This is a genomic window from Pseudomonas sp. NPDC087803, from assembly GCF_044742995.1.
Classification (GTDB): domain Bacteria; phylum Pseudomonadota; class Gammaproteobacteria; order Pseudomonadales; family Pseudomonadaceae; genus Aquipseudomonas.
In genome coordinates, this window is the sequence record NZ_JBIUVO010000001.1 from 362,529 (window position 1) to 383,893 (window position 21,365).

The window sequence follows — 21,365 nt, forward strand, 5'->3', positions numbered from 1 at the left end:
ACCATGGGTTTCGTCAACGAGGTTAAGCTGGAGATCTACGACCAGATCCCGCAGGAACTGCGTGACGCCGTCGAAGACGTGATCCTCAACCGCACGCCGGAAGGCACCGACGCCCTCCTCGCCATCGCCGACAAGTACAAGGGCGACGGCAGCGTCAAGGAAGCCGAAACCGAAGAGTGGCGCAGCTGGGAGGTTAACAAGCGTCTGGAGCATGCGCTGGTCAAGGGCATCACCACCCACATCGTCGAAGACACCGAAGAGTCGCGCCAGTCGTTCGCCCGCCCGATCGAAGTGATCGAAGGCCCGCTGATGTCCGGCATGAACATCGTCGGCGACCTGTTCGGCGCTGGCAAAATGTTCCTGCCGCAGGTGGTGAAATCCGCCCGTGTGATGAAACAGGCCGTTGCGCATCTGATCCCGTTCATCGAGCTGGAAAAAGGCGACAAGCCGGAAGCCAAGGGCAAGATCCTGATGGCCACGGTCAAAGGCGACGTGCACGACATCGGCAAGAACATCGTCGGCGTGGTGCTGGGCTGCAACGGTTATGACATCGTCGACCTCGGCGTGATGGTCCCGGCAGAAAAGATCCTCCAGGTCGCCAAGGAACAAAAGTGCGACATCATCGGCCTGTCCGGCCTGATCACCCCGTCGCTGGACGAGATGGTCCACGTGGCCCGCGAGATGCAGCGTCAGGATTTCCATCTGCCATTGATGATCGGTGGCGCGACCACCTCCAAGGCACACACCGCGGTGAAGATCGAGCCGAAGTACAGCAACGACGCGGTGGTCTACGTCACCGACGCCTCGCGTGCGGTCGGTGTGGCGACGCAGTTGCTGTCCAAGGAACTCAAGGCCGGTTTCGTCGAGAAGACCCGTCTGGAATACATTGATGTGCGTGAGCGCACCGCTAACCGCAGCGCCCGGACCGAGCGTCTGAGCTACGCGGCGGCGATCGCCAAGAAGCCACAGTTCGACTGGGCCAACTACGCGCCGGTCAAACCGACCTTTACCGGGACCCGGGTGCTGGACAACATCGACCTCAATGTTCTGGCCGAATACATCGACTGGACGCCGTTCTTCATTTCCTGGGACCTGGCCGGCAAGTTCCCGCGCATCCTCGAAGACGAAGTGGTCGGTGAAGCCGCCACCGCGCTGTACAAAGATGCGCGCGAGATGCTTACCAAACTGATCGACGAGAAGCTGATCAGCGCCCGTGCAGTGTTCGGTTTCTGGCCGGCCAATCAGGTGCATGACGACGACATCGAACTGTACGGCGATGACGGCAAGCCCTTGGCGCGCCTGCATCACTTGCGTCAGCAGATCATCAAGACCGACGGCAAACCGAACTTCTCGCTGGCCGACTTCGTCGCGCCGAAAGACAGCGAAGTGACCGACTACGTCGGTGGTTTCATCACCACCGCCGGCATCGGCGCCGAAGAAGTCGCCAAGGCCTATCAGGACGCTGGCGACGACTACAACTCGATCATGGTCAAGGCACTGGCCGACCGTCTGGCCGAAGCCTGCGCCGAGTGGCTGCACCAGCAAGTGCGCAAAGAGCACTGGGGTTACGCCAAGGATGAGGCGCTGGACAACGACGCGCTGATCAAAGAGCAGTATTCCGGTATCCGTCCGGCACCGGGTTATCCGGCCTGCCCGGATCACACCGAGAAAGCCACGCTGTTCACCCTGCTCGATCCCGAAGCCAGCGAAATGCGTGCCGGACGCAGCGGCGTGTTCCTCACCGAACACTACGCGATGTTTCCGGCAGCCGCCGTCAGCGGCTGGTACTTCGCCCATCCGCAGGCGCAATACTTCGCCGTGGGCAAGGTCGACAAGGATCAAGTGCAAAGCTACACCTCGCGCAAAGGCCAGGACCTGAGCGTGACCGAGCGCTGGCTGGCGCCTAACCTCGGTTACGACGAGTGATCGGCCGGTCAATCCCCGGGGTGCCGGGGATTGACCTTCACCATGCCTTACGCGCCTGACAACGACCTCGACGAACCGGGCCGCGGTGCGCTGCCGGCCGTCTCGGCGATCTGTTCGATCTCCTGTCGCGACAACTCGATAAGCCGGGCATTGCGCGCGGCCGCCTGGTCGAACAGCCGGCTCAGATAGAGTGGGTCGTCGGCACTCAGCTCTTCATCCTCGCCCTCCTCCTGCCATTGCGCTTCATCCAGTTTGCTGAATGCTTCAGGCTGCCGCTCGCGCAGGTAGTCGAGCCAGTAATCGCGCTGAATCAGGTCCTCCAGAAACCGTTCGGAGCGTTCGGCGCTGAGGACTTCGGCCCGGGCGTTGACCAGTTGCTGCGGGGTGACACCGGACGCGAACGTCATGTTTTTCGGTTGTCCCGGCAATTCCAGCCCGTCGTCCCAGCCCCCGGTCAGCCCGATGCGATAGCCCAGGCGCACCTCCGCTTCGTCAAAACCGCTGCTCGCCGCCGCGCTGCGCGCCAGCTCATCGACTGTGTCCAGGCGAAACAGCTGGCGTGACAACGCCAACAAGGCCTGCCCCCTGATACCCGGACGGCCGGCCGGCAAATCGAGCAAGGCGTTATAGGTGAACACTTTGCTCTCCAGGCCGCTGAAGGTGAGGATGCGTCCGTCGACACACGTACCGTGGGTGGCGGAACCGGCGAAAATCACCTCCCTGAGTTCGCTGCTGGCTGCCGCTGCCTCCATGACCACCCAGACCCGCCGGGTCAGATCGGCGTTTGCCACACGAAATTCCTGGGTGTCCTGCAACCGGTCAAGCAAGTGGAAGAATGCTTCACTGTCCGGTTCTGCCGCCAACTGGTCCCAGAGCGTATCCCGCGACGCCAGTTGCTGCGGTGCCAGGTTGGCCAGCCATGGGGCTTTCTGCCGTGCATTCGCCTGCTCCCCGGGAAGGATTTCGTCCGACTCGATACTGCTGGTGGTTTCACTGAGCCCGCCAGCAATGTCGTCGGCCATTTCCTCGAGATCGGACCTGGAGAACCCCAGAACCCGCAGTCGCTCGCCCGAGGCCTGGTACGTCCTGAGCCGCTCGAGGGTTTCCTCCGACAAGTTGTAGTTGTCGGTAAGGTCAGTGCCCTCCATCAAGCGGTCATACCGCCCGTCCAGCGCCTGCTCGGGAATTGTGGTGATGTCGTTGCGACTCAGGTTCAGGCTCTGCAGGTGCTGCGCATCCAGCGCGCCAGCCGGCCACTCGGCCAGGTTATTGTTGCGCAGGTCCAGGCTCTGCAACTGCTCGAAGTAACTCACATCGAACGCGTCGAGATGGTTGTAGCTCAGGTTCAGCTCATGAAGCTGTGCGTGCCCGGCCAGCACGTCATACAAATGGTCGGTGTCGCTGAAGTTGTTGCTGGACAGTTCCAGCCGCTCCAGTGCCGACATTTGCCGAACAGCCTGGGGCAATGCCGCAAGCTCATTGCCACTGAGCGCCAGACTGCGCAGATGGGTGAAGGCCTTGAGAAAATCATTGCTGCCCTCGGCGGTCATCCGGCAGCCTGTCAGGTTCAAGTTGCCGACATGGGCGAAGTCCTGCGGCAGCGCGGGGAAATCGCCCAACTGCAAGCCGTTGAGATCCAGCACGGCATCGGCAGTGGCACTGGGCATGTGCAACCTCGCGCGCCAGCAAGTCAGAATGCGCCAGGCGGCGAGGCTGCGGGATTGCGAGGAAATGGTCCAGTCAGGACCACGGATTTCGCGGGTATACAGCCAACCATTGAGTTGGCGCACGAGCGTTTCAAAGGTCTGGTTCCAGGCGGATATCCGCTGACTCAGTTGTGCATCGGTTTCACCGCTGGTGCGCAGTTGCTCAATGACCACCAGGGCTTGCTCATCGGTAAACGCTGGCTGCATCCGCTGCAGGTTCCGGCGCATCAGGGCCAGCCCTTCTCCTGCGGGGGCCTGAGGGAGTGGCAGCAAATGCCGGGAAATCGACAGACCATCCTCCGCCGGTGGAAACACCGCAGGAACCGGCTCTGCGGCAAACGCCTCCAGCGCGCCATCGGGCAGGCCGATGGTTGATTCGAGCTGCTGTTGCGCCGCCCGCAGTGCCGCGGACGTCTCTGCCGTCAACGGCGCGCCCGTCAGGTTGGTAGTGAGCAGCGAAGTGCTTTCGAGCAATGCCCCACTCAGTGTGGTGATCCGAGTGTCGCGCAAATCCAGCCACGTCAATTGCGGCAGGTTTTCTGCTCCGAGCGGCCAGTTTTGCAGGTGCGTGCCCTGCAGATTGAGTGCCTTCAAACGCTGCAGGCTGCTGACATTCAAAGTGGTCAGCGGGTTGTTTTGCAGATTCAGCTGTTCGAGTGACGGCAACGCACGCAAGCCGGTTTGCAATGACGTTGTGTCGGTCAGCAGATTGTCCGCGAGGTTCAGACGCGACAGCCTGGCCAGCCTTCCCGGTTCGATCGGCCACTCAGACAAAGCGTTTTCGCTCAAATCAAGGTTTTGCACCCCGTTGAATGCACTGACAAAGCGGCGCAACTGCCCGGCCGCCACTCGCTGGTCCTGCAGCAACAGCGTGCGCACATGCGGGAAGGCGTCAGCGGGCAGCAGCGGAAGCTCACTGAGCTTGAGACCCGACAAATCCAGGGTTGAGGCGGTGATTGTCGCTCCGTAACGCTTGAACATGCCCTTGCGCCAATTCATCCTGAGGGCATGCGCGAGGTTGGATCGGCCGATTATCTCCGGCAGCGATTGCGGCGTTATCGGCAGGCTTTGCTGCCAGCGACCGAGCTCGCCGTCGAGCGCCGCGTATTGCTCGCTCAGTGCACTGATCGCACGATATCGCTGTTGTTCGTCAGGCCACTGCTCGAAGAAACGATTGAACACGCCCTCGGGCGATTCGCTCACGCCCTCACCCAGACGCCGCAGTTCACCCTGGCAATAATCCCTGACCATCGCCTCCCGGTCGATGAGGTGCTCGGGATGGCTCTTGACGTACTCGTACGCGCCCTTGAAGTTTTCACGGGAGAATCTTGACCAGTCCAGCGAAAGCCCCGACCAGAGCGTTTCATGCCCCTGAAGCAATCCGTCCGGCACCGTGTTGATCGCCGTGCCCCTGAGATTCAGACGCTCCAGATTCGGCAAGTCCAGCGCGCCGGCGGGCCAGTCGAATAATGAGTAGGCGATGATTTCCAGCTTGCGCAGGTGGCGCAAGCGGCTGACGTCAAACGCGATGGGCTGGTAACTCGACGAACTCACGCTCAAGGCTTCAAGCCTTGTCAGCTCGCTCAAGCGCAGCGGTACGTCGCTGGCAAACGGCATCGTGGTGTAGAGCGTCAGATCGGTGAGGTCCTGCATGCCTTGCAGCGCCGACGGCACCTTGCTGAATCCTTCACCGGTCGCATTGATGCGCAGCGACTGGAGTCCGGGAAAACTGCTCAGCAGTGAATCGGCATTGGCATCGGTAATGCAGCGGCCCCTGATGTGCAGGTCGCGCACGTGCGAGAAATCCGCCGTCAGCGCTGGCAAAGGTTCATCACATGTCAGGTCCAGACGCCCGAATCTGGCCTGAGTCTCGGCCAGTGGCGAATTGCGCCAGCTCTGCTTGAGGTTGCGGATTACAATCGGCTTGCCACCGATCATTGCCTGCAGCGACGGCTCCGGCGTCGGCACGCCCTCCCAGTGCGCCAGCGTAGATTCGAGCTCCTGCCATTCACGCATGCGTCGTTGCAGCAGGTCGTAGATCTGGGCGTCAGTCTTGCCGTCGGCCAGGTGTTTGAGAATGAAGCCGCCCGCCTGTTGGTCGGTGAGTGCCGGGTACACATCCTGTACCCGCGTCACCAGCAACGGGTTGACGCCCTGGCCGCGACCGCTGGCGTAGTAACCCAGACCGTGACCACGCACGCGTTCAGGCGCCTTGAACAGCTTTTTCGCCCCCCAGCGCTTGCTCGCCAATCGCGCCAGTTCACCTCGATTGAGGGCCACATGCTCGATCAGCGCCCGGCGCAGACTCGCACTCTGCGTGACATCGGCAAAACCCAGTGCCTGTCGCGATTGATCAGGCAATGCGTGCAGGATCGACGCGAAAAAGTTGTCGCCCTGACGCGGCATGCCGTTGAGTGCCTCCCCAAGCTCATTGCACGCCTGATACACCGCCCCGTGCTTGATCAGATATTTGCTTTGCCCGGCACTTTCGCTGCCGATGCTGTCGATCAACGGCCCGTGGATGCTGCCTTCGCGCACTTGCAGACGCAGCTGCTCCGACCATCCCGGCAGCCTCTCCAGTGCGCGCAGGGCCAGCCATTTGCTCTCGGCGGAACCAAGATTCTCCATATGCAGCCCCGCGACTGCGTGGTCAAAGCGCCTCTGCCGGGCATATTCGCGGCTGGCTTCGAGAAGCCTCAACGGTAGCCGCTTGCCGCTTTCCAGGCGAGCCAGTTCCTCGGCATCAGCCTCCAGCAGCACCCGGGTCGCCGCCGAACTGCCCAGCCCCGGAGTGGCTGCCTGCAAGCTGACGATTCGCCGGTCGTGCATCGGCGGTTCGGTATACAGCCGTTCAAACATCGCCGCTTGGCGTGTCTTCAAGAAGTCGGCCATTTGCTTGCGCAACTCGAGCGGTCTGGTTTCGACCACACGCGCCGGTTCGGCCCCCAGCAACCCGGTGATTTGCGCTTCATCCAGCGATTCAAGAATCCGCTCGGGCAACTTGCCGTCGAGCAATTCGGCGCGGGTCAGCCTGATGGCGGCTGCGGGTTGCTCATGCGGCAAAATGGATTCCACGCCATAGCTGCTGACGGCGCCGGACAATTGCGGTCCGTCGAAAACCTCGATCACTGTTCCGCGCGGCCAGCGCGGCATTTCGCTGAGCAGTGGCAAGGTCAGCTCGTATTGATCATCGAGGGCGGTGCCTTGCTCGACCTGTTCGATGATGCGTCCGACGCGCTGATCAACCTCGTACAGGCGCAGCGTATCGGCCAATGGCAGAGGTACAGGCTGATGCTCCAGGTGCATCTGGCACAACGCCTCGTCACTGACGCCACTGAGGTCGGCAATGTCGAGCAACTGTTGATCGGTGAAGGCTTCGGTCGAATGGCCGATACGCCGCAACAAGGTCAACCGGTCCCAGCTCTGCGGTCGCTCCAGGCTGTGCCGCCAGGCGCCCAGCCGGTTGTGCTCGAGGATCGGCTGATACGCCGTCGCGTCATGCGGATGCCGGATACGCCAGGTTTTCAGCGAATCGTCGTAAAACGTCTGGTAGACCTTGCCTTGCTGGCGAATGTAAAGCTTCTCATCGAGGCGATACAGGCCCTGCGCGTCAGGGCCCGCAGCGGCAGACAGCATGACATCGCACTCATAGGCGCTGAGATCGGGGCGCCACAGGCGCGAGGTGCCGTCGGCACGTTCGACCGGGTGCAGCTTCTCGATCACCGGCTCGGGCGCTACCCCGCCGAGTTTGCCCAGGCCCTTGCCGACACCGGCCATCACGCCGATCAGTGCCAGGTTCTCCGCGACATCGACCAGATGAGCCTTGGCGGCCTGCTGATCGCCCTCACTCCACTCGATGGCGCCCTCAAAGGATTCGTAGAGCAACTGACCGGCCATTACGGTCATCATGATCTCGCCCAGCACCGGCACGAACATCGACACCAGGTTCAGCGCCAACAGGCCGAATTCCAACAGGTGATTGAGTTTTTCCGCACGCGCCTTGGCATCGACATCCGCCGTGGGTACGGCGTGAGCGCGGGCGTCGGCGATCAATTTGGCACTGTGCTGTTCGTAGAGGTATTGCCACAGGTCGGTATTGTCGGCCCACAGGCCTGACACCCCTTCTCGCGTTACACCAAACGGGTCGAGAAAAGGATTGCTCTGCGGCTCACGCTTGCCCTGACGCTCGGGCGGCAGTTCCTTGATGCGAGTAATGCTGGAGATCGGCGGCAGCAACTGCGCGACCTTCACCCAGATCGAGTGCAATGGATCGCTCGGTGCGTCGGCGGCCACCTGGGTGAACTGACCGTAGTAATAGGGACGCTCGGCGTAGGCGACGAACTGACTGAAAAAACGCTGATAGGCCGTAGGCTCGCCATCGGGGGCTGCAGCATCTGTTGCGGTGAACTTGCGCCGGAACATCTCGCGCATCTGCGCCGAGGTGTAGCGCTTGAGTGGATGTTCAGGGTCATGCGGGATATAGACGATGAATTCATTGGTATAGCGATAACGCTCACTGATGCTGAACACCACGCAACCGGTCATCCGGCGCTGCATCAGGCTCAGGTCGCGAAACCAGACGGATTTGTTGCCCAACCGCGGAAAGATTTCGCCGTCGACGACGGACAGGATCATGCTGTAGTCGTCCGGCTCGATGTCCTTCTTCAGCAGTGCCAGCTCGGCAGCGGCGCGCAACGCGGTTTTCTGTGCGGTAATGAATTGCTGACGCAGCCCATCGGTTGACTGGAAGAATTGCTTGATCCGTTCCTGATAGCGGGCACCGACGTTCAACGAACGACAGAGCGACAAAAACTCCGGGACGGTGATCCCCACGCTGGCCGCCTGGAAGGTGCCGGGGGTCGCCGTTTCGATAACAAACCCGGATTTGCGGTGAAAAGCGTCCGCCTCACACTCGGCCTCCTCGAAGTTGTGCAGCGCCGCCTGCAGTAAAGGCAACTTCAACACTTCAAACGTGGAGACTTCTATCTCCAGCACGCTGACTTCCAGCGGGCGCCGCAGGCACAAGAGGGTCTTGCGCAGATCAAGCGCAATGTCGAAGCGGTCCTTGAGGGCCTTGGTCAGCAGCTTCTCGGCAAACGCCTCGACGTCTTCAAGCGCCGACATCGTTCGGTCCAGACTGGACTGGGCGAGAAAACTGCCGGTAACCCGATCTCGCAAAGCCTGTTGCTGCTCGACCGACAAGCGCTGATGCCAATCCGGCAATTGCGTGCCGGTGCCCTTAATAGCGGCCCGCCGCGCCGAGCTGGCAGACGCCAACCAGCCGGGAATCGTTTGTTCGATCAACTGGCCGTGGAGACTGGCGCCTGCGCCAGGCGCGGTGCGCGGCGTGTTGGTTGCCGTGGGTAATCTCGGGGGATGAGTGGACATCCTGTCTCTCCTGAAAATGGCAGGACAGGAGACCATTTGCGCATCGTCGATCGGCGGTACATATGTATCGCTTCGGCGCCGAGTTATTACCAGACGCTTCAACCACGGCACATCGCCGGGGTTTGACTATGCTGTCGGAACAGCCTTTGAGACGGGGGATTTATGGACGATCCAGTCGACAACAAGCCACCGAGCTTCTGGCAGATGCTGCACAGCGTCATGGCCGCGGCGTTTGGCGTACAGAGCGGGAAAAACCGGGCGCGGGACTTCACTCATGGCAAGCCCAGCCACTTCGTGCTGCTGGGCATTCTGTTTACCGCCGTGTTTGCCTTGACCCTGTTCGCCATCGTCAAGCTGGTGCTGCACTTCGCCGGGGTATGACGGGGCTCAGTGCATCAGGGTCTGCAGGTTGAAAGGGTAACGGTAGGACGCCGGTCGCCCCTTGGCCGAGAGCTTGCGAAACGGCACGCCGTAGTCCGGCGCGGCGCCCATTGCGAGCATTTGCCGGGCATGCGCCTTGTCGATCAGTTGCAACAGCGCAATCTGCCGGTCGCGGCCGCCGAATTGCTGCAGATCGACGCCCTGCTCCACGTCATGCAACTCCACCAGCGCCCAGCCACCCAAGGTGAAATGCCCGCCGAGCAGCGCGCTCAAGCGCCCGTCGACCAGCGCCTGCAAGGCTTCCGGCGACGTATTGACCGCACTGAACAGGGCATCCTTGCCGGGCGTCTTGCCGGTTTCGGCATAGGCGCGCATTGCGCCGAAGGCCATTTCATCGTTGGCCGACCAGACCAGCGACACCTGCGGATACCGGCTGAACAACTGTCGCGCCTGTTCATAGGCACGTTGCCGGGTCCAGCCGCCATACACCAGTTGTCGCAGGCGCACTTGCGGATGCTCGGCCAGGGCGCGGCGCATGCCGTCCTCGCGCAATTGCGCCGACGGGGTGATTTTCAATCCGGAGAAGGCCAGCACTTCGATGCTCTGGCCCGCGGCGACGGGCGGATGCAAACGGATCAGCTCCTTCATCATCAGGTAGCCGCCCTCTTCGTCATTGGGCACCAGGCTGCCGATCCGGTCCGCACGCTCACCCACCAGACTCAGCTGACTCGGCGTCAGCGCAGCGTTGACGATGAACAGCTTGACCCCGCTGCCCTGAGCCATGCGCAGAATCTGCGGGGCGACGTATTGTTCGTTGGCGAACATCAGATAGTCGGGACGCTCGGGGCCTTGCAGGGCAAGTCTGGCCTGAGCCAGGGTCAACTCGACATTGCGCTGGGCATAGACGATCCGCAGGTCGATGTGCAGATCGCGGGCAGCGGCCTGCATGAACTGCGAGTAGCTGACCCAGAACGCTTCCTGGGTCGAACCCGGATTAAGGAACAGCACCGACTCAGCGCGCGCGCCGGTGGCGGCAACCGCGCTTAACAGCAGCAGGCCGAGGTGGAAAAACTTGTACATGAATCATCCGGGCCCAATCAAAAATGGCCGCGCATTATAGCCATCCAGCCAGCGGCTATTGACGCCGGTTGCGGTTTTTTGTCCGACAATCGTCGGAACCGGGCCCGGACGGGTCGTTTATTGATGACTGACCCAGAATACCGCCGTGCCCACCACCAGAATGATCAGAAACAGAATGGCCCAGGCATCGACGCTGCTGTCGCTCTTTCTTGCTTTGATTGGGTTGCTCATTGCATCGCCTCTTGTCGGTTTTATCGGTGATTGCAGAAAGACTCGACCACAGTTAAGACGATGATTGTCCGCACGACAAATGTGGGTTAGTTGACAGCCATTCTCGTTAGGCGATTTGGTTCTTTACATATACTCAAACATCACTTTTGCGCATAACTGCAAACGGGTATATTGCCCCGGCTCCGTTAGGGAGTGCGCGGCCGTGCGCGCGTAATTGCAGAGGCACCATCGGACTCCAGCAAGCGAAAACGCAGCGTTTTCCGAGTAGCCCAAAGCCTGAGAACAGGACTTATATGTACGTATACGACGAGTACGATCAGCGGATCATCGAGGACCGCGTCAAGCAGTTCCGTGATCAGACCCGACGCTATCTGGCAGGTGAACTGAGCGAAGAAGAATTCCGCCCCCTGCGCCTGCAAAATGGCCTGTACATCCAGCGTTTTGCGCCGATGTTGCGCGTGGCGGTGCCTTACGGCCAACTGACCTCGCGTCAGACACGCATGATGGCCAAGATTGCCCGTGACTACGACAAGGGCTACGCCCACATCAGTACCCGGCAGAACGTGCAGTTCAACTGGCCGGCGGTGGAAGACATCCCGGACATCCTCGCGGAACTGGCCACCGTGCAGATGCACGCGATCCAGACCAGCGGCAACTGCCTGCGCAACGTCACCACCGACCAGTTCGCCGGTGTCGCCGCCGATGAAGTGATCGACCCGCGCCCGTGGTGCGAGATCGTCCGCCAGTGGACCACCTTCCACCCGGAATTCGCCTACCTGCCGCGCAAATTCAAGATCGCCGTCAACGGTTCGACCGCTGACCGTGCGGCCATCGAAGTCCACGACATCGGCCTCGAGCCGGTACACAACGCCGCCGGCGAGCTGGGTTTCCGTGTACTGGTCGGCGGTGGCCTGGGCCGTACCCCGGTGGTCGGCGCGTTCATCAACGAGTTCTTGCCGTGGCAGGACCTGTTGAGCTACCTCGACGCCATCCTGCGTGTGTACAACCGCTATGGCCGTCGCGACAACAAATACAAGGCGCGGATCAAGATCCTCGTCAAGGCGCTGACCCCTGAAGTGTTCGCGCAGAAAGTCGATGCCGAAATGGAACACCTGCGCGGCGGCCAGACCACCCTGACCGAAGCCGAACTGCATCGCGTCGCCAAGCACTTCGTCGATCCTGACTACAAGGCTCTGGAGAACCAGACGGCGGCTCTGGCCGAACTCGACCAAGAGCATCCGGGTTTCGCCCGCTGGCGCTCGCGCAACACCCTGGCGCACAAGAAGCCGGGCTATGTCGCCGTAACCTTGTCGCTGAAGCCGACCGGCGTCGCGCCGGGCGACATCACCGACAAGCAGCTCGACGCCGTCGCCGATCTGGCCGAGCGCTACAGCTTCGGTCAGTTGCGCACTTCCCACGAGCAGAACATCATTCTCGCCGACGTCGAGCAGAGCCAGTTGTTCACCCTATGGGGCGAGCTGCGTGAAGGCGGTTTCGCCACGCCGAACATCGGCCTGCTGACCGACATCATCTGCTGCCCGGGCGGCGATTTCTGCTCGCTGGCCAACGCCAAGTCGATCCCGATTGCCGAGTCGATCCAGCGCCGTTTCGACGACCTGGACTACCTGTTCGACATCGGTGAGCTGGACCTGAACATCTCCGGTTGCATGAACGCCTGTGGTCACCACCACGTCGGCCACATCGGCATCCTCGGGGTGGACAAGAAAGGTGAAGAGTTCTACCAGGTGTCCCTCGGCGGCAGCGCCAGCCGTGACGCGAGCCTGGGCAAGATCCTCGGCCCGTCCTTCGCTCAGGAAGCCATGCCGGACGTGATCTCGAAGCTGATCGACGTCTACGTTGAACAACGTACCGAAGACGAGCGCTTCATCGACACCTACCAGCGTATTGGCATCGACCTCTTCAAGGAACGCGTCTATGCAGCGAATCATTAAGAACAACGAGGTTGTCGACGAAACCTGGCACTTGCTGCCCAAGGACGCGACTCTCGACGGTATCTCCAACTGCGACGACCTGATCGTGCCGCTGGCCCTGTGGCGTGATCATGCTCACGCGCTCAAGGCCCGCGATGGCGGTTTGGGCGTGTGGCTGGACGCCGATGAAGAAGCCGAGGAAATCGGTAACGACGTCGCGCAGTTCCAGGTGATTGCCCTGAACTTCCCGGCCTTCACCGACGGCCGCAACTACTCCAACGCCCGCCTGCTGCGTGACCGCTACGGTTTCAAAGGCGAACTGCGGGCGATTGGCGATGTGCTGCGCGACCAGCTGTTCTACATGCGCCGTTGCGGTTTCGATGCGTTCGCCCTGCGCGCCGACAAGGACCCGTACGATGCACTGGAAAGCCTGAAAGACTTCTCGGTGACCTACCAGGCCGCCACTGACGAACCGCTGCCGCTGTTCCGTCGTCGTTAAGCCTCAGGTTTACTGCGCACACAAAAACGCCGGTCAATGACCGGCGTTTTTTATTGCATCGGGTTTACCAGAAACGTTGCTGGGTCAGGCGACTCCACCAGTTCAGCAACACACGATCGACCGAACCGCTGGCCGCCATGCCGATGCGCTCTTGCAGGCTTTTGCGTTCGGCGTAGTGCAGGTGATAGACCTCGGCCTTTTTCGCCCGGTCGGCGAGATATTCGTCGCTGGTCTTGAGCTCGTCCACCAGCTGTTTGTCCAGCGCCGCAACGCCGAGCCAGACCTCACCGGTAGCCACCTCGTCGATGGCCAGTTGCGGGCGATAGCGGGAAACGAAGTTCTTGAACAACTGATGGGTGATGTCCAAGTCTTCCTGGAACTTCTCACGGCCCTTCTCGGTGTTTTCACCAAACACGGTCAGGGTGCGCTTGTATTCACCGGCGGTCAGCACCTCAAAGTCGATGTCGTGCTTTTTCAGCAGACGATTGACGTTGGGCAACTGCGCGACAACGCCGATCGAACCAAGGATCGCGAACGGTGCGCTGATGATCTTCTCGCCAATGCACGCCATCATGTAGCCGCCGCTGGCCGCGACCTTGTCGATGCACACGGTCAGCGGCACGCCAGCTTCGCGAATACGCGCCAGTTGCGACGACGCCAGACCGTAGCTGTGGACCATGCCGCCGCCGCTTTCCAGACGCAGCACCACTTCGTCCTTCGGCGTGGCGAGGGTCAGCAGCGCGGTGATTTCGTGGCGCAGGCTCTCGGTGGCCGACGCCTTGATGTCACCGTCAAAGTCGAGCACGAACACCCGGGATTTGCTCTCGGGTTTGTTCTTCTGCTTCTTCTCGCCTTTCTCGGCCTTGGCCTGGCCCTTGCGCAGGGACTTGAGCTGATCCTTGTCGAGCAGGGTCTGCTCCAGGCGCTCGCGCAGCCCTTTATAGAAATCGTTGAGCTTGCTGACCTGCAACTGCCCGGCCGACTTGCGGCGGCCCTTGTTGCGCAATGCAGCGAAACTGGCCAGCACCACCAGAATGGCGACGACCAGGGTCACGGTTTTGGCCAGGAAGCTGGCGTACTCGGACAAAAACTCCACAGAGACTCCTTAAAGCAATGCGCGGATAAGAGACACGCGCGGGATGGTTCCAGCATACCCATGCGCCGGCTCCTCGGCCAGCCGTGAAACCTCTGGCAACAGGCCTGTAACGGGCATTTCAAACAAGCGTATGTTTTTTCATTGACAGCACTCCGTCATCCTCATAACCTCGCCACAACCTTCAACGTACCGGGATGACGCGGACGTGGGCAGCATCTATCTGATACGACATGGCCAGGCCTCCTTTGGTGCAGACGACTATGACGTCCTGTCGCCGATCGGTGTGCGCCAGGCGGAAATCCTTGGTCAGCACCTCGCTGATCTGGGGATCAGCTTTGATCGCTGCCTGGCGGGCGACCTGCGCCGTCAGCAACACACGGCCACCAGCGCGCTGGAGCAATTCACTGCCAAGGGCCTGTCGGTACCGACGCTGGAGACTGATTCGGCGTTCAACGAGTTCGATGCCGACGCGGTCATCCGCGCGCTGATCCCGGCCATGCTGGCGGACGAGCCGGAAGCCATCGAGATCCTGCGCAACGCTGCGCAAAACCGCGCCGAATTCCAGCGCATCTTCGCTCTGGTCATCGAGCGCTGGCTGGCCGGCACCTACGACACCCCCGGGCTGGAGAGCTGGCTGGGTTTCGTCGAGCGAGTTCAGGGTGGTCTGCAGCGCATCCTCGAGCAAGCCGACGGCAACCAGAAAATCGCCGTGTTCACCTCCGGCGGCACCATCACCGCCCTGCTCCACCTGATTACCCAGATGCCTGCCCGACAGGCCTTTGAACTGAATTGGCAAATCGTCAACACCTCGCTCAACCAGCTGAAGTTCCGCGGTCGCGAGGTGGCTTTGGCCTCCTTCAACAGTCATGCGCATCTGCAACTGCTGAAGGCTCCGGAACTCATCACTTTCCGCTGAGTCCGGATAATCGTGACCCTTGCTGTACTTCTATTACCCAAGAAAGGATCGAACCATGACCTCCGTAGCTGATGCCGTAAAAGCGATGCAAGCCAAGTTCAACCCAGCCGCTGCTGCCGGTCTGGATCTGGTTTTCGGTTTCAACATCACCGACGAAGACAAGCACTACGCGCTGATCGTCAAAAACGGTACTTGCGACATCCAGGAAGGTGAAAACCCAGACGCCAACTGCACCCTGGTACTGGACAGCGAAACTCTGAAAGACATCGTCAGCGGTGAAACCGACGGCATGCAGGCGTTCATGGGCGGCAAGCTGCGCGTTGAAGGCGACATGATGCTGTCGATGAAGCTGTCCGAGCTGTTCCCGTCGTAAGACCTGCAACCGGCTTCAAGAAAATCCCGCCCCTGTGGCGGGATTTTTGCGTCTGGCTCCCAGGTTTCGTCATAAACAGGCCATAGGCGGGAGGGGGCTTGCTCCCGAAGGCGTTGGATCAGCCACAACTTTTGCAGCCTGTCACACCGCTTTCGGGAGCAAGCCCCCTCCCACATTGGTCACGTGGCGCACCCTAAACTGCGGCATACACCTTCTTCTACGTTGGAACTGTCATCAACCAGCAAATGATGCCGCCAGCAGCTCTTGCGTATAGGGATGCTGTGCCGAGCTGAACAGCTTGCCAGTCTCACCGCGTTCCAGCACTTCGCCATCCTTCATCACAATCAGGTCATGGGCCAACGCCCGTACCACCGCCAGGTCGTGGCTGATGAACAGGTAGGTCAGGCCATGCTCCTCCTGCAAGCGCCGCAACAAGGCAACGATCTGCTTCTGCACCGTGCGATCCAGCGCCGAGGTCGGTTCATCGAGCAAGATCAAATCCGGTTTGAGCACCAGCGCCCGGGCGATGGCAATGCGTTGCCGCTGCCCACCGGAAAATTCGTGGGGATAGCGATGCCGCGTCGCCGGATCGAGGCCGACCTCGCGCAGCACATCAATCACCGCCTGCTCACGCTCGGCAGCATTCAAATCGCTGTGAACCTGCAACCCCTCGGCAATGATCTGAGCCACGCACAAACGCGGACTGAGGCTGCCGAACGGATCCTGAAACACCACTTGCAAGCGTTTGCGCAGTGGCCGCAGTTGCTTGCCGTTCAACTGTTCCAGCTCCTCACCGGCAAAGCGAATGCTGCCGTCAGCGTCGATCAGACGCAAAATCGCCTGACCCAATGTCGATTTGCCCGAACCGGACTCGCCGACAATTCCTAGCGTTTTGCCGCGCTGCAAATTCAGATCGATGCCCTTGACCGCCGCAAGGTAGGTTTTCGGCCGCAGCCAACCGCCGCCGAGACGAAAGCGCACATTCAGATCGCGCACCTGCAACAAGTCCTGCGCTTTCTCCCGACGCAGCGCTTCGCCACCCGGCTCGGCATCAAGCAATTCGATGCTGTAGGGATGCTGTGGCGCACGGAACAGCTGCTCGCACGGCGCCTGCTCGACGATCCGCCCGTCGCGCATCACCGCCACCCGCTGCGCGATGGTGCGCACCAGATTGAGGTCATGGCTGATGATCAGCAGCGCCATGCCGAGCCGCTGCTGCAAGTCCTTGAGCAACAGCAGAATCTTGCGCTGCACCGTCACATCCAGTGCCGTGGTCGGCTCGTCGGCGATCAATAGTTGCGGCTCACAGGCCAGCGCCATGGCAATCATCACCCGCTGGCGTTGACCGCCGGAGAGTTGATGCGGATAGGCCTTGAGCCGTTCGCGGGGCTTTTGAATCCCGACCAGTTCGAGCAATTCGAGAATGCGTGCTCGCGCTTGCGCGCCCGCCAGCCCTTTGTGCAGCGCCAGGCTCTCACCGAGTTGCCGCTCGATGGTGTGCAGCGGATTCAGCGAACTCATCGGCTCCTGAAAAATCATCGCGATACGGTTGCCACGCAATTGCCGCAGATAACGCTCATGTACACCAAGCAACTCTTCACCGGCATAGCGAATGCTGCCGTCGATCCGCGTGATGTTCGGGTCAAGCAATTGCAGGATGCTGTGGGCGGTCACCGATTTGCCCGAGCCGGACTCGCCGACCAGCGCCAGGCATTCGCCCGGACGAATATCGAGGTCGATGCCATGCACCACTGGCTGGCCGTTGAAGGCCACACGCAGGTCGCGTATTTCGATCAGGTTATCGCTCATCTCAAGCCCTCGGATCATAGGCATCTCGGCAGGCCTCACCGATGAACACCAACAGAGAAAGAATCAGCGCCAGGGCAAAAAATGCCGTCAGGCCCAACCACGGCGCTTGCAGATTGCTCTTGCCCTGGCCGATCAGTTCGCCCAGCGAGGCGCTGCCGGCGGGCATGCCGAAACCGAGAAAATCCAGCGCCGACAGGGTCGCGATCGCCCCGGTAAGAATGAACGGCAGATAGGTCAGGGTCGCGCTCATGGCGTTGGGCAAGATGTGCCGGCTGATCACCTGTGCATCGCCAACCCCCAGCGCCCGTGCGGCCTTCACGTATTCCAGGCCGCGGCTGCGCAGGAACTCGGCGCGCACCACATCGACCAGACTCAGCCAGGAAAACAGCGCCATGATTCCCAGCAACCACCAGAAATTCGGCTCGACAAACCCGGACAGGATGATCAGCAGATACAACACCGGCAGCCCCGACCACACCTCCAGCAGCCGCTGCCCGAGCAGATCGACCCAGCCGCCGTAATAGCCCTGCAAGGCGCCGGCAGCGATGCCGATCAGCGCACTGGCGGCGGTCAGTGCCAGGGCAAACAGCAGCGACACCCGCGTACCGAAGATCACCCGCGCCAGCACATCCCGCGCCTGATCGTCGGTGCCCAGCCAGTTCTCGCCGCTCGGCGGACTCGGCGCCGGCTCGGTCAAGTCATAGTTGACCGTGTCGAAGCCGAACGGGATCGGCGCAAACCACATTCGCCCGCCCTGCCCCTCGATCAGCTTGCGCACCTGGGCACTGCGATAGTCCGGCTGGAACGGCAGTTCGCCGGCGAAATCCTGCTCGGTGTAGCGCTTGAATGCCGGGAAATACCACTGGCCCTGATACTCGACCAACAACGGTTTGTCATTGGCGATCAGCTCGCCACCCAGGCTCAGGCCGAACAGCAGCAGAAACAACCACAACGACCACCAGCCACGTCGATGCGCCTTGAACCGCGCCCAACGGCGCTGTCCGATGGGAGATAAAGTCAGCATCAGGCAGTCCTCGCGGTGAAGTCGATGCGCGGGTCGACCAGCGTGTAGCACAGGTCGCCGAGCAGTTTTATCAGCAGGCCGAACAGGGTGAAGATGAACAGCGAACCAAACACCACCGGGTAGTCGCGCGACACCGCGGCCTCGTAACTCAGGCGACCGAGGCCATCGAGGGAGAAGATCACTTCGATCAGCAACGAGCCGCCAAAAAACACCGTCACCAGTGCCTGCGGCAGTCCGGCGACCACCAGCAGCATCGCGTTGCGAAACACATGGCCGTACAGCACCTGGCGCTGGCTCAGTCCCTTGGCCCGCGCCGTCACCACGTACAGGCGCGAGATCTCGTTGAGAAAACTGTTTTTGGTGAGGATGGTCAGCGTGGCGAATCCACCGATCACCAGCGCGCTGACCGGCAATACCAGATGCCAGAAGTAATCGGCCACTTTGCCCCACGGCGACAGCTCGGCGAAGTTGTCGGAGACCAGCCCGCGCACTGGAAACCAGTCCAGCGCGGTGCCGCCGGCAAACACGATGATCAGCAGCAGCGCGAACAGAAATCCCGGCATCGCGTAGCCGATGATGATCGCCACGCTGCTCCAGACATCGAACGCCGAACCGTTGTGCACGGCCTTGCGAATGCCCAGCGGAATCGACACCAGATAGGTGATCAGCGTCGCCCACAAACCCAGCGACAAGGTCACCGGCAACTTCTGCCAGATCAGCTCGGTGACGCTGGCGCCGCGGAAAAAGCTCTGGCCGAAATCCAGTTGCGCGTAGCTCTTGAGCATCAGCCACAGGCGCTCACCGGCCGGTTTGTCGAAGCCGTACTGACGCTCGATGTCAGCCACCAGTTTCGGGTCCAGACCACGGGTCGCGCGGGATTCGCCGCCGATGGTTTCCACGTGCCCACCGCCCACCGCCGCGCCGACACCAATACCCTGCAAGCGCGCAATCGCCTGTTCCACCGGACCACCCGGCGCGGCCTGCACGATGACGAAATTGACCAGCAGAATCGCCAGCAAAGTCGGCACGATCAGCAGCAGACGCCGCAGGCTATAACCCCACATGCGCATACTCCTTTTGCTGTTGCTGCATCTGCGTGGCAGTCAGCGCAGTCGGGCTGATTTCCCACCAGGTGTCGAGCCCGGCGTCATACAGCGGCGCCGTCGCCGGGCGACCGAAACGGTTCCACCACACCGTGGAAATCCCCGGCGGGTAATAGTTGGGAATCCAGTAATAACCCCACTGCAACACCCGATCCAAGGCATGGGCATGGCGCAACAGGCTTTCGCGGTTGTCGGCCTGCACCAGCCCTTCGAGCAAGGCATCGACGGCCGGATCGCGCAGCACCATGTAGTTGTTCGACCCGGGATCGTCGGCGCCGTCGGAGCCGAAGTAATTGAACATCTCGCGCCCCGGCGCCTGACTCACCGGGTAGCCAACGACGATCATGTCGTAGTCGCGATTGCGCACGCGGTTGGTGTATTGCGCGGTGTCGACCTGGCGAATATCGAAGCCGATGCCGATCTGCGCCAGGTTGCGCTTGAACGGCAGCAGCAGCCGTTCAAAGCCCTTCTGACCATTGAGAAAGGTGAACTGCAGCGGTTCGCCGTTGGCGTTCACCAGCTGATCGCCACGGGGTTTCCAGCCTGCGGCTTCCAGCAGCTTCAAGGCCTGCAACTGCTCGGCGCGGATGTTGCCGCTACCGTCGGTTTTCGGCGCTTCGAAGACCTCGGTGAATACCTCGTCGGGGATCTTGCCGCGCCACGGCTCGAGGATTTTCAGTTCCTCGGCGTCCGGCAACTCGGTGGCCGCCAATGCGCTGTGCGAGAAGTAACTGCGCTGGCGCAGGTACAGGCTGCGCATCATCTGCCGATTGCTCCATTCGAAATCCCAAAGCATGGCAATCGCCTGCCGTACCCGGCGATCCTGAAACATCGGTTTTTGCAGGTTGAACACGAAACCCTGCGAACCTTGCGCGGCACCCGGCGCCAGATGTTCGCGGAGCAATTTGCCCTGCTCCAGCGCCGCGCCGGCATAGCCGATGGTGTAACTGGTCGCGGAAAATTCGCGGTTGTAGTCGAAGCCGCCAGCCTTGAGTACCTGCCTTGCAACGTCGGTGTCGGCGAAGAACTCCACGCTCACGTGATCGAAGTTATAGAGACCGCGCGTGATCGGCAGATCCTTGGCCCACCAGTCGGCAACCCGCTGAAATTTCACGCTGCGCCCGGCATCGACCGCGCTGATGCGGTAAGGACCGCTGCCCGGCGGGATCTCGAAACCCGCGCCCTCGGCGAAATTGCGCGTACGCCACCAGTGTTCGGGCAACACCGGCAGCGTCGCCAGATCCAGTGGCAAGGTGCGGCTGTCGTTGTTCTTGAAGTTGAAGCGCACTTGCGTCGGCGACTCCACCACGACCTCAGCGACGTCACGAAACTGCTGGCGATATTTGAGGCTGCCCTGAGTGGTGAACAGCTCGAAGGTGTAACGCACGTCTTGCGCGGTGATCGGCGTGCCGTCGTCGAAACGCGCCTGGGGATTGAGGTAGAGACGCAGCCAGCGGCGATCCGTATCCAGTTCCATCCGCTGCGCCACCAGGCCATAGACGCTGTAGGGTTCGTCCTTGCTGCGATAGGCCAGCGGCGCGTAGAGCCAGCCGTCGATATCGGCGACGCCGGTGCCTTTGTCGATGTACGGAATCAGGTGATCGAACGGGCCGCTTTCCAGCGAAGAACGGCGCAGGGTGCCGCCCTTGGGGGCGTCGGGGTTGGCGTAGGCCAGGTGTTGAAAGCCGGCGGCGTATTTCGGCGCTTCGCCGTAGACCGTGAGGGCGGGTTGCGGGGCGGCCCAACTGACTGGGCTTAACAGCGCAAATGCGCTGAACAGAATGAGCCTGGGGAACATTGGCAGATCCTTTTTGCACGGTGTTGCTACTGGCCTCTTCGCGAGCAAGCCCGCTCCCACAAGGAAGTTGTGCCCACCGCTAATCCCCTGTGGGAGCGGGCTTG

At 61.3% G+C, this 21,365-nt stretch carries 13 protein-coding genes; 6 read left to right on the top strand and 7 right to left on the bottom strand.

Annotated elements, in window-relative coordinates; genetic code table 11:
- Nucleotides 1-1,926: vitamin B12 dependent-methionine synthase activation domain-containing protein (locus ACIOUG_RS01545; protein WP_401061963.1), on the top strand; the 1,926-nt coding region annotated here is incomplete at its 5' end.
- A 47-nt stretch (nt 1,927-1,973) separates the two neighbouring features.
- Here the strand turns inward: ACIOUG_RS01545 and ACIOUG_RS01550 are convergent.
- Complete coding sequence (locus tag ACIOUG_RS01550) at nt 1,974-9,020, bottom strand: NEL-type E3 ubiquitin ligase domain-containing protein (RefSeq protein WP_401061965.1); 7,047 nt, start codon at nt 9,018-9,020, stop codon at nt 1,974-1,976.
- A gap of 162 nt (nt 9,021-9,182) precedes the next feature.
- On the opposite strand from ACIOUG_RS01550, the gene ACIOUG_RS01555 reads away from it, so the two are divergent.
- Nucleotides 9,183-9,401, top strand: coding sequence for a DUF2970 domain-containing protein (locus ACIOUG_RS01555; RefSeq protein ID WP_042559414.1), 219 nt, complete (start codon nt 9,183-9,185; stop codon nt 9,399-9,401).
- 6 nt (nt 9,402-9,407) lie between these two features.
- Here ACIOUG_RS01555 and ACIOUG_RS01560 read toward each other — a convergent pair whose 3' ends face one another.
- Nucleotides 9,408-10,481 (bottom strand): ABC transporter substrate-binding protein, encoded by a 1,074-nt coding sequence (locus tag ACIOUG_RS01560; protein ID WP_401061967.1) that lies wholly within the window; start codon nt 10,479-10,481, stop codon nt 9,408-9,410.
- A 524-nt stretch (nt 10,482-11,005) separates the two neighbouring features.
- Here ACIOUG_RS01560 and ACIOUG_RS01565 point away from each other — a divergent pair.
- Nucleotides 11,006-12,664, top strand: a complete 1,659-nt coding sequence (locus tag ACIOUG_RS01565) for a nitrite/sulfite reductase (protein ID WP_401061969.1) — start codon at nt 11,006-11,008, stop codon at nt 12,662-12,664.
- The gene (locus tag ACIOUG_RS01570) at nt 12,648-13,142 is read left to right on the top strand and encodes a DUF934 domain-containing protein (RefSeq protein ID WP_401061971.1); all 495 of its coding nucleotides are present in this window, start codon (nt 12,648-12,650) and stop codon (nt 13,140-13,142) included. Before ACIOUG_RS01565 ends, ACIOUG_RS01570 begins: the two co-directional genes overlap by 17 nt.
- Before the next feature lie 64 nt (nt 13,143-13,206).
- On the opposite strand, the gene sohB is transcribed toward ACIOUG_RS01570, so the two are convergent.
- On the bottom strand, nt 13,207-14,238 hold the full coding sequence (gene sohB / locus ACIOUG_RS01575; RefSeq protein ID WP_401061973.1) for a protease SohB: 1,032 nt from the start codon (nt 14,236-14,238) through the stop codon (nt 13,207-13,209).
- 205 nt (nt 14,239-14,443) lie between these two features.
- Between sohB and ACIOUG_RS01580 the strand changes: the two genes are divergently transcribed.
- Both ACIOUG_RS01580 and ACIOUG_RS01585 read left to right on the top strand, forming a co-directional pair.
- Nucleotides 14,444-15,154 (top strand): histidine phosphatase family protein, encoded by a 711-nt coding sequence (locus ACIOUG_RS01580; protein WP_401061975.1) that lies wholly within the window; start codon nt 14,444-14,446, stop codon nt 15,152-15,154.
- A gap of 55 nt (nt 15,155-15,209) precedes the next feature.
- Nucleotides 15,210-15,527, top strand: coding sequence for an SCP2 sterol-binding domain-containing protein (locus ACIOUG_RS01585; protein ID WP_401061977.1), 318 nt, complete (start codon nt 15,210-15,212; stop codon nt 15,525-15,527).
- A gap of 234 nt (nt 15,528-15,761) precedes the next feature.
- Here the strand turns inward: ACIOUG_RS01585 and ACIOUG_RS01590 are convergent, their stop codons facing one another.
- From ACIOUG_RS01590 to ACIOUG_RS01605, 4 genes are read right to left on the bottom strand one after another with little or no spacing between them, the layout of a single operon-like run.
- On the bottom strand, nt 15,762-17,336 hold the full coding sequence (locus ACIOUG_RS01590) for an ABC transporter ATP-binding protein (protein ID WP_401061979.1): 1,575 nt from the start codon (nt 17,334-17,336) through the stop codon (nt 15,762-15,764).
- A 1-nt stretch (nt 17,337) separates the two neighbouring features.
- A complete protein-coding gene (locus ACIOUG_RS01595; protein WP_401061981.1) occupies nt 17,338-18,360 on the bottom strand; it encodes an ABC transporter permease in 1,023 nt (340 codons plus the stop codon).
- Complete coding sequence (locus tag ACIOUG_RS01600; RefSeq protein ID WP_401061983.1) at nt 18,360-19,424, bottom strand: microcin C ABC transporter permease YejB; 1,065 nt, start codon at nt 19,422-19,424, stop codon at nt 18,360-18,362. The genes ACIOUG_RS01595 and ACIOUG_RS01600 overlap by 1 nt, the downstream gene beginning before the upstream one ends.
- A complete protein-coding gene (locus ACIOUG_RS01605) occupies nt 19,411-21,261 on the bottom strand; it encodes an extracellular solute-binding protein (RefSeq protein ID WP_401061985.1) in 1,851 nt (616 codons plus the stop codon). The genes ACIOUG_RS01600 and ACIOUG_RS01605 overlap by 14 nt, the downstream gene beginning before the upstream one ends.
- Nucleotides 21,262-21,365 lie beyond the last annotated feature (104 nt).

Excerpts from the sequence above, each read along its gene's own strand:
- ACIOUG_RS01550 (WP_401061965.1), bottom strand. The coding sequence starts at position 9,020 with ATGTCCACTCATCCCCCGAGATTACCCACGGCAACCAACACGCCGCGC.
- ACIOUG_RS01555 (WP_042559414.1), top strand. The coding sequence starts at position 9,183 with ATGGACGATCCAGTCGACAACAAGCCACCGAGCTTCTGGCAGATGCTG.
- ACIOUG_RS01560 (WP_401061967.1), bottom strand. The coding sequence starts at position 10,481 with ATGTACAAGTTTTTCCACCTCGGCCTGCTGCTGTTAAGCGCGGTTGCC.
- ACIOUG_RS01565 (WP_401061969.1), top strand. The coding sequence starts at position 11,006 with ATGTACGTATACGACGAGTACGATCAGCGGATCATCGAGGACCGCGTC.
- ACIOUG_RS01570 (WP_401061971.1), top strand. The coding sequence starts at position 12,648 with ATGCAGCGAATCATTAAGAACAACGAGGTTGTCGACGAAACCTGGCAC.
- ACIOUG_RS01585 (WP_401061977.1), top strand. The coding sequence starts at position 15,210 with ATGACCTCCGTAGCTGATGCCGTAAAAGCGATGCAAGCCAAGTTCAAC.
- ACIOUG_RS01590 (WP_401061979.1), bottom strand. The coding sequence starts at position 17,336 with ATGAGCGATAACCTGATCGAAATACGCGACCTGCGTGTGGCCTTCAAC.
- ACIOUG_RS01595 (WP_401061981.1), bottom strand. The coding sequence starts at position 18,360 with ATGCTGACTTTATCTCCCATCGGACAGCGCCGTTGGGCGCGGTTCAAG.
- ACIOUG_RS01600 (WP_401061983.1), bottom strand. The coding sequence starts at position 19,424 with ATGTGGGGTTATAGCCTGCGGCGTCTGCTGCTGATCGTGCCGACTTTG.
- ACIOUG_RS01605 (WP_401061985.1), bottom strand. The coding sequence starts at position 21,261 with ATGTTCCCCAGGCTCATTCTGTTCAGCGCATTTGCGCTGTTAAGCCCA.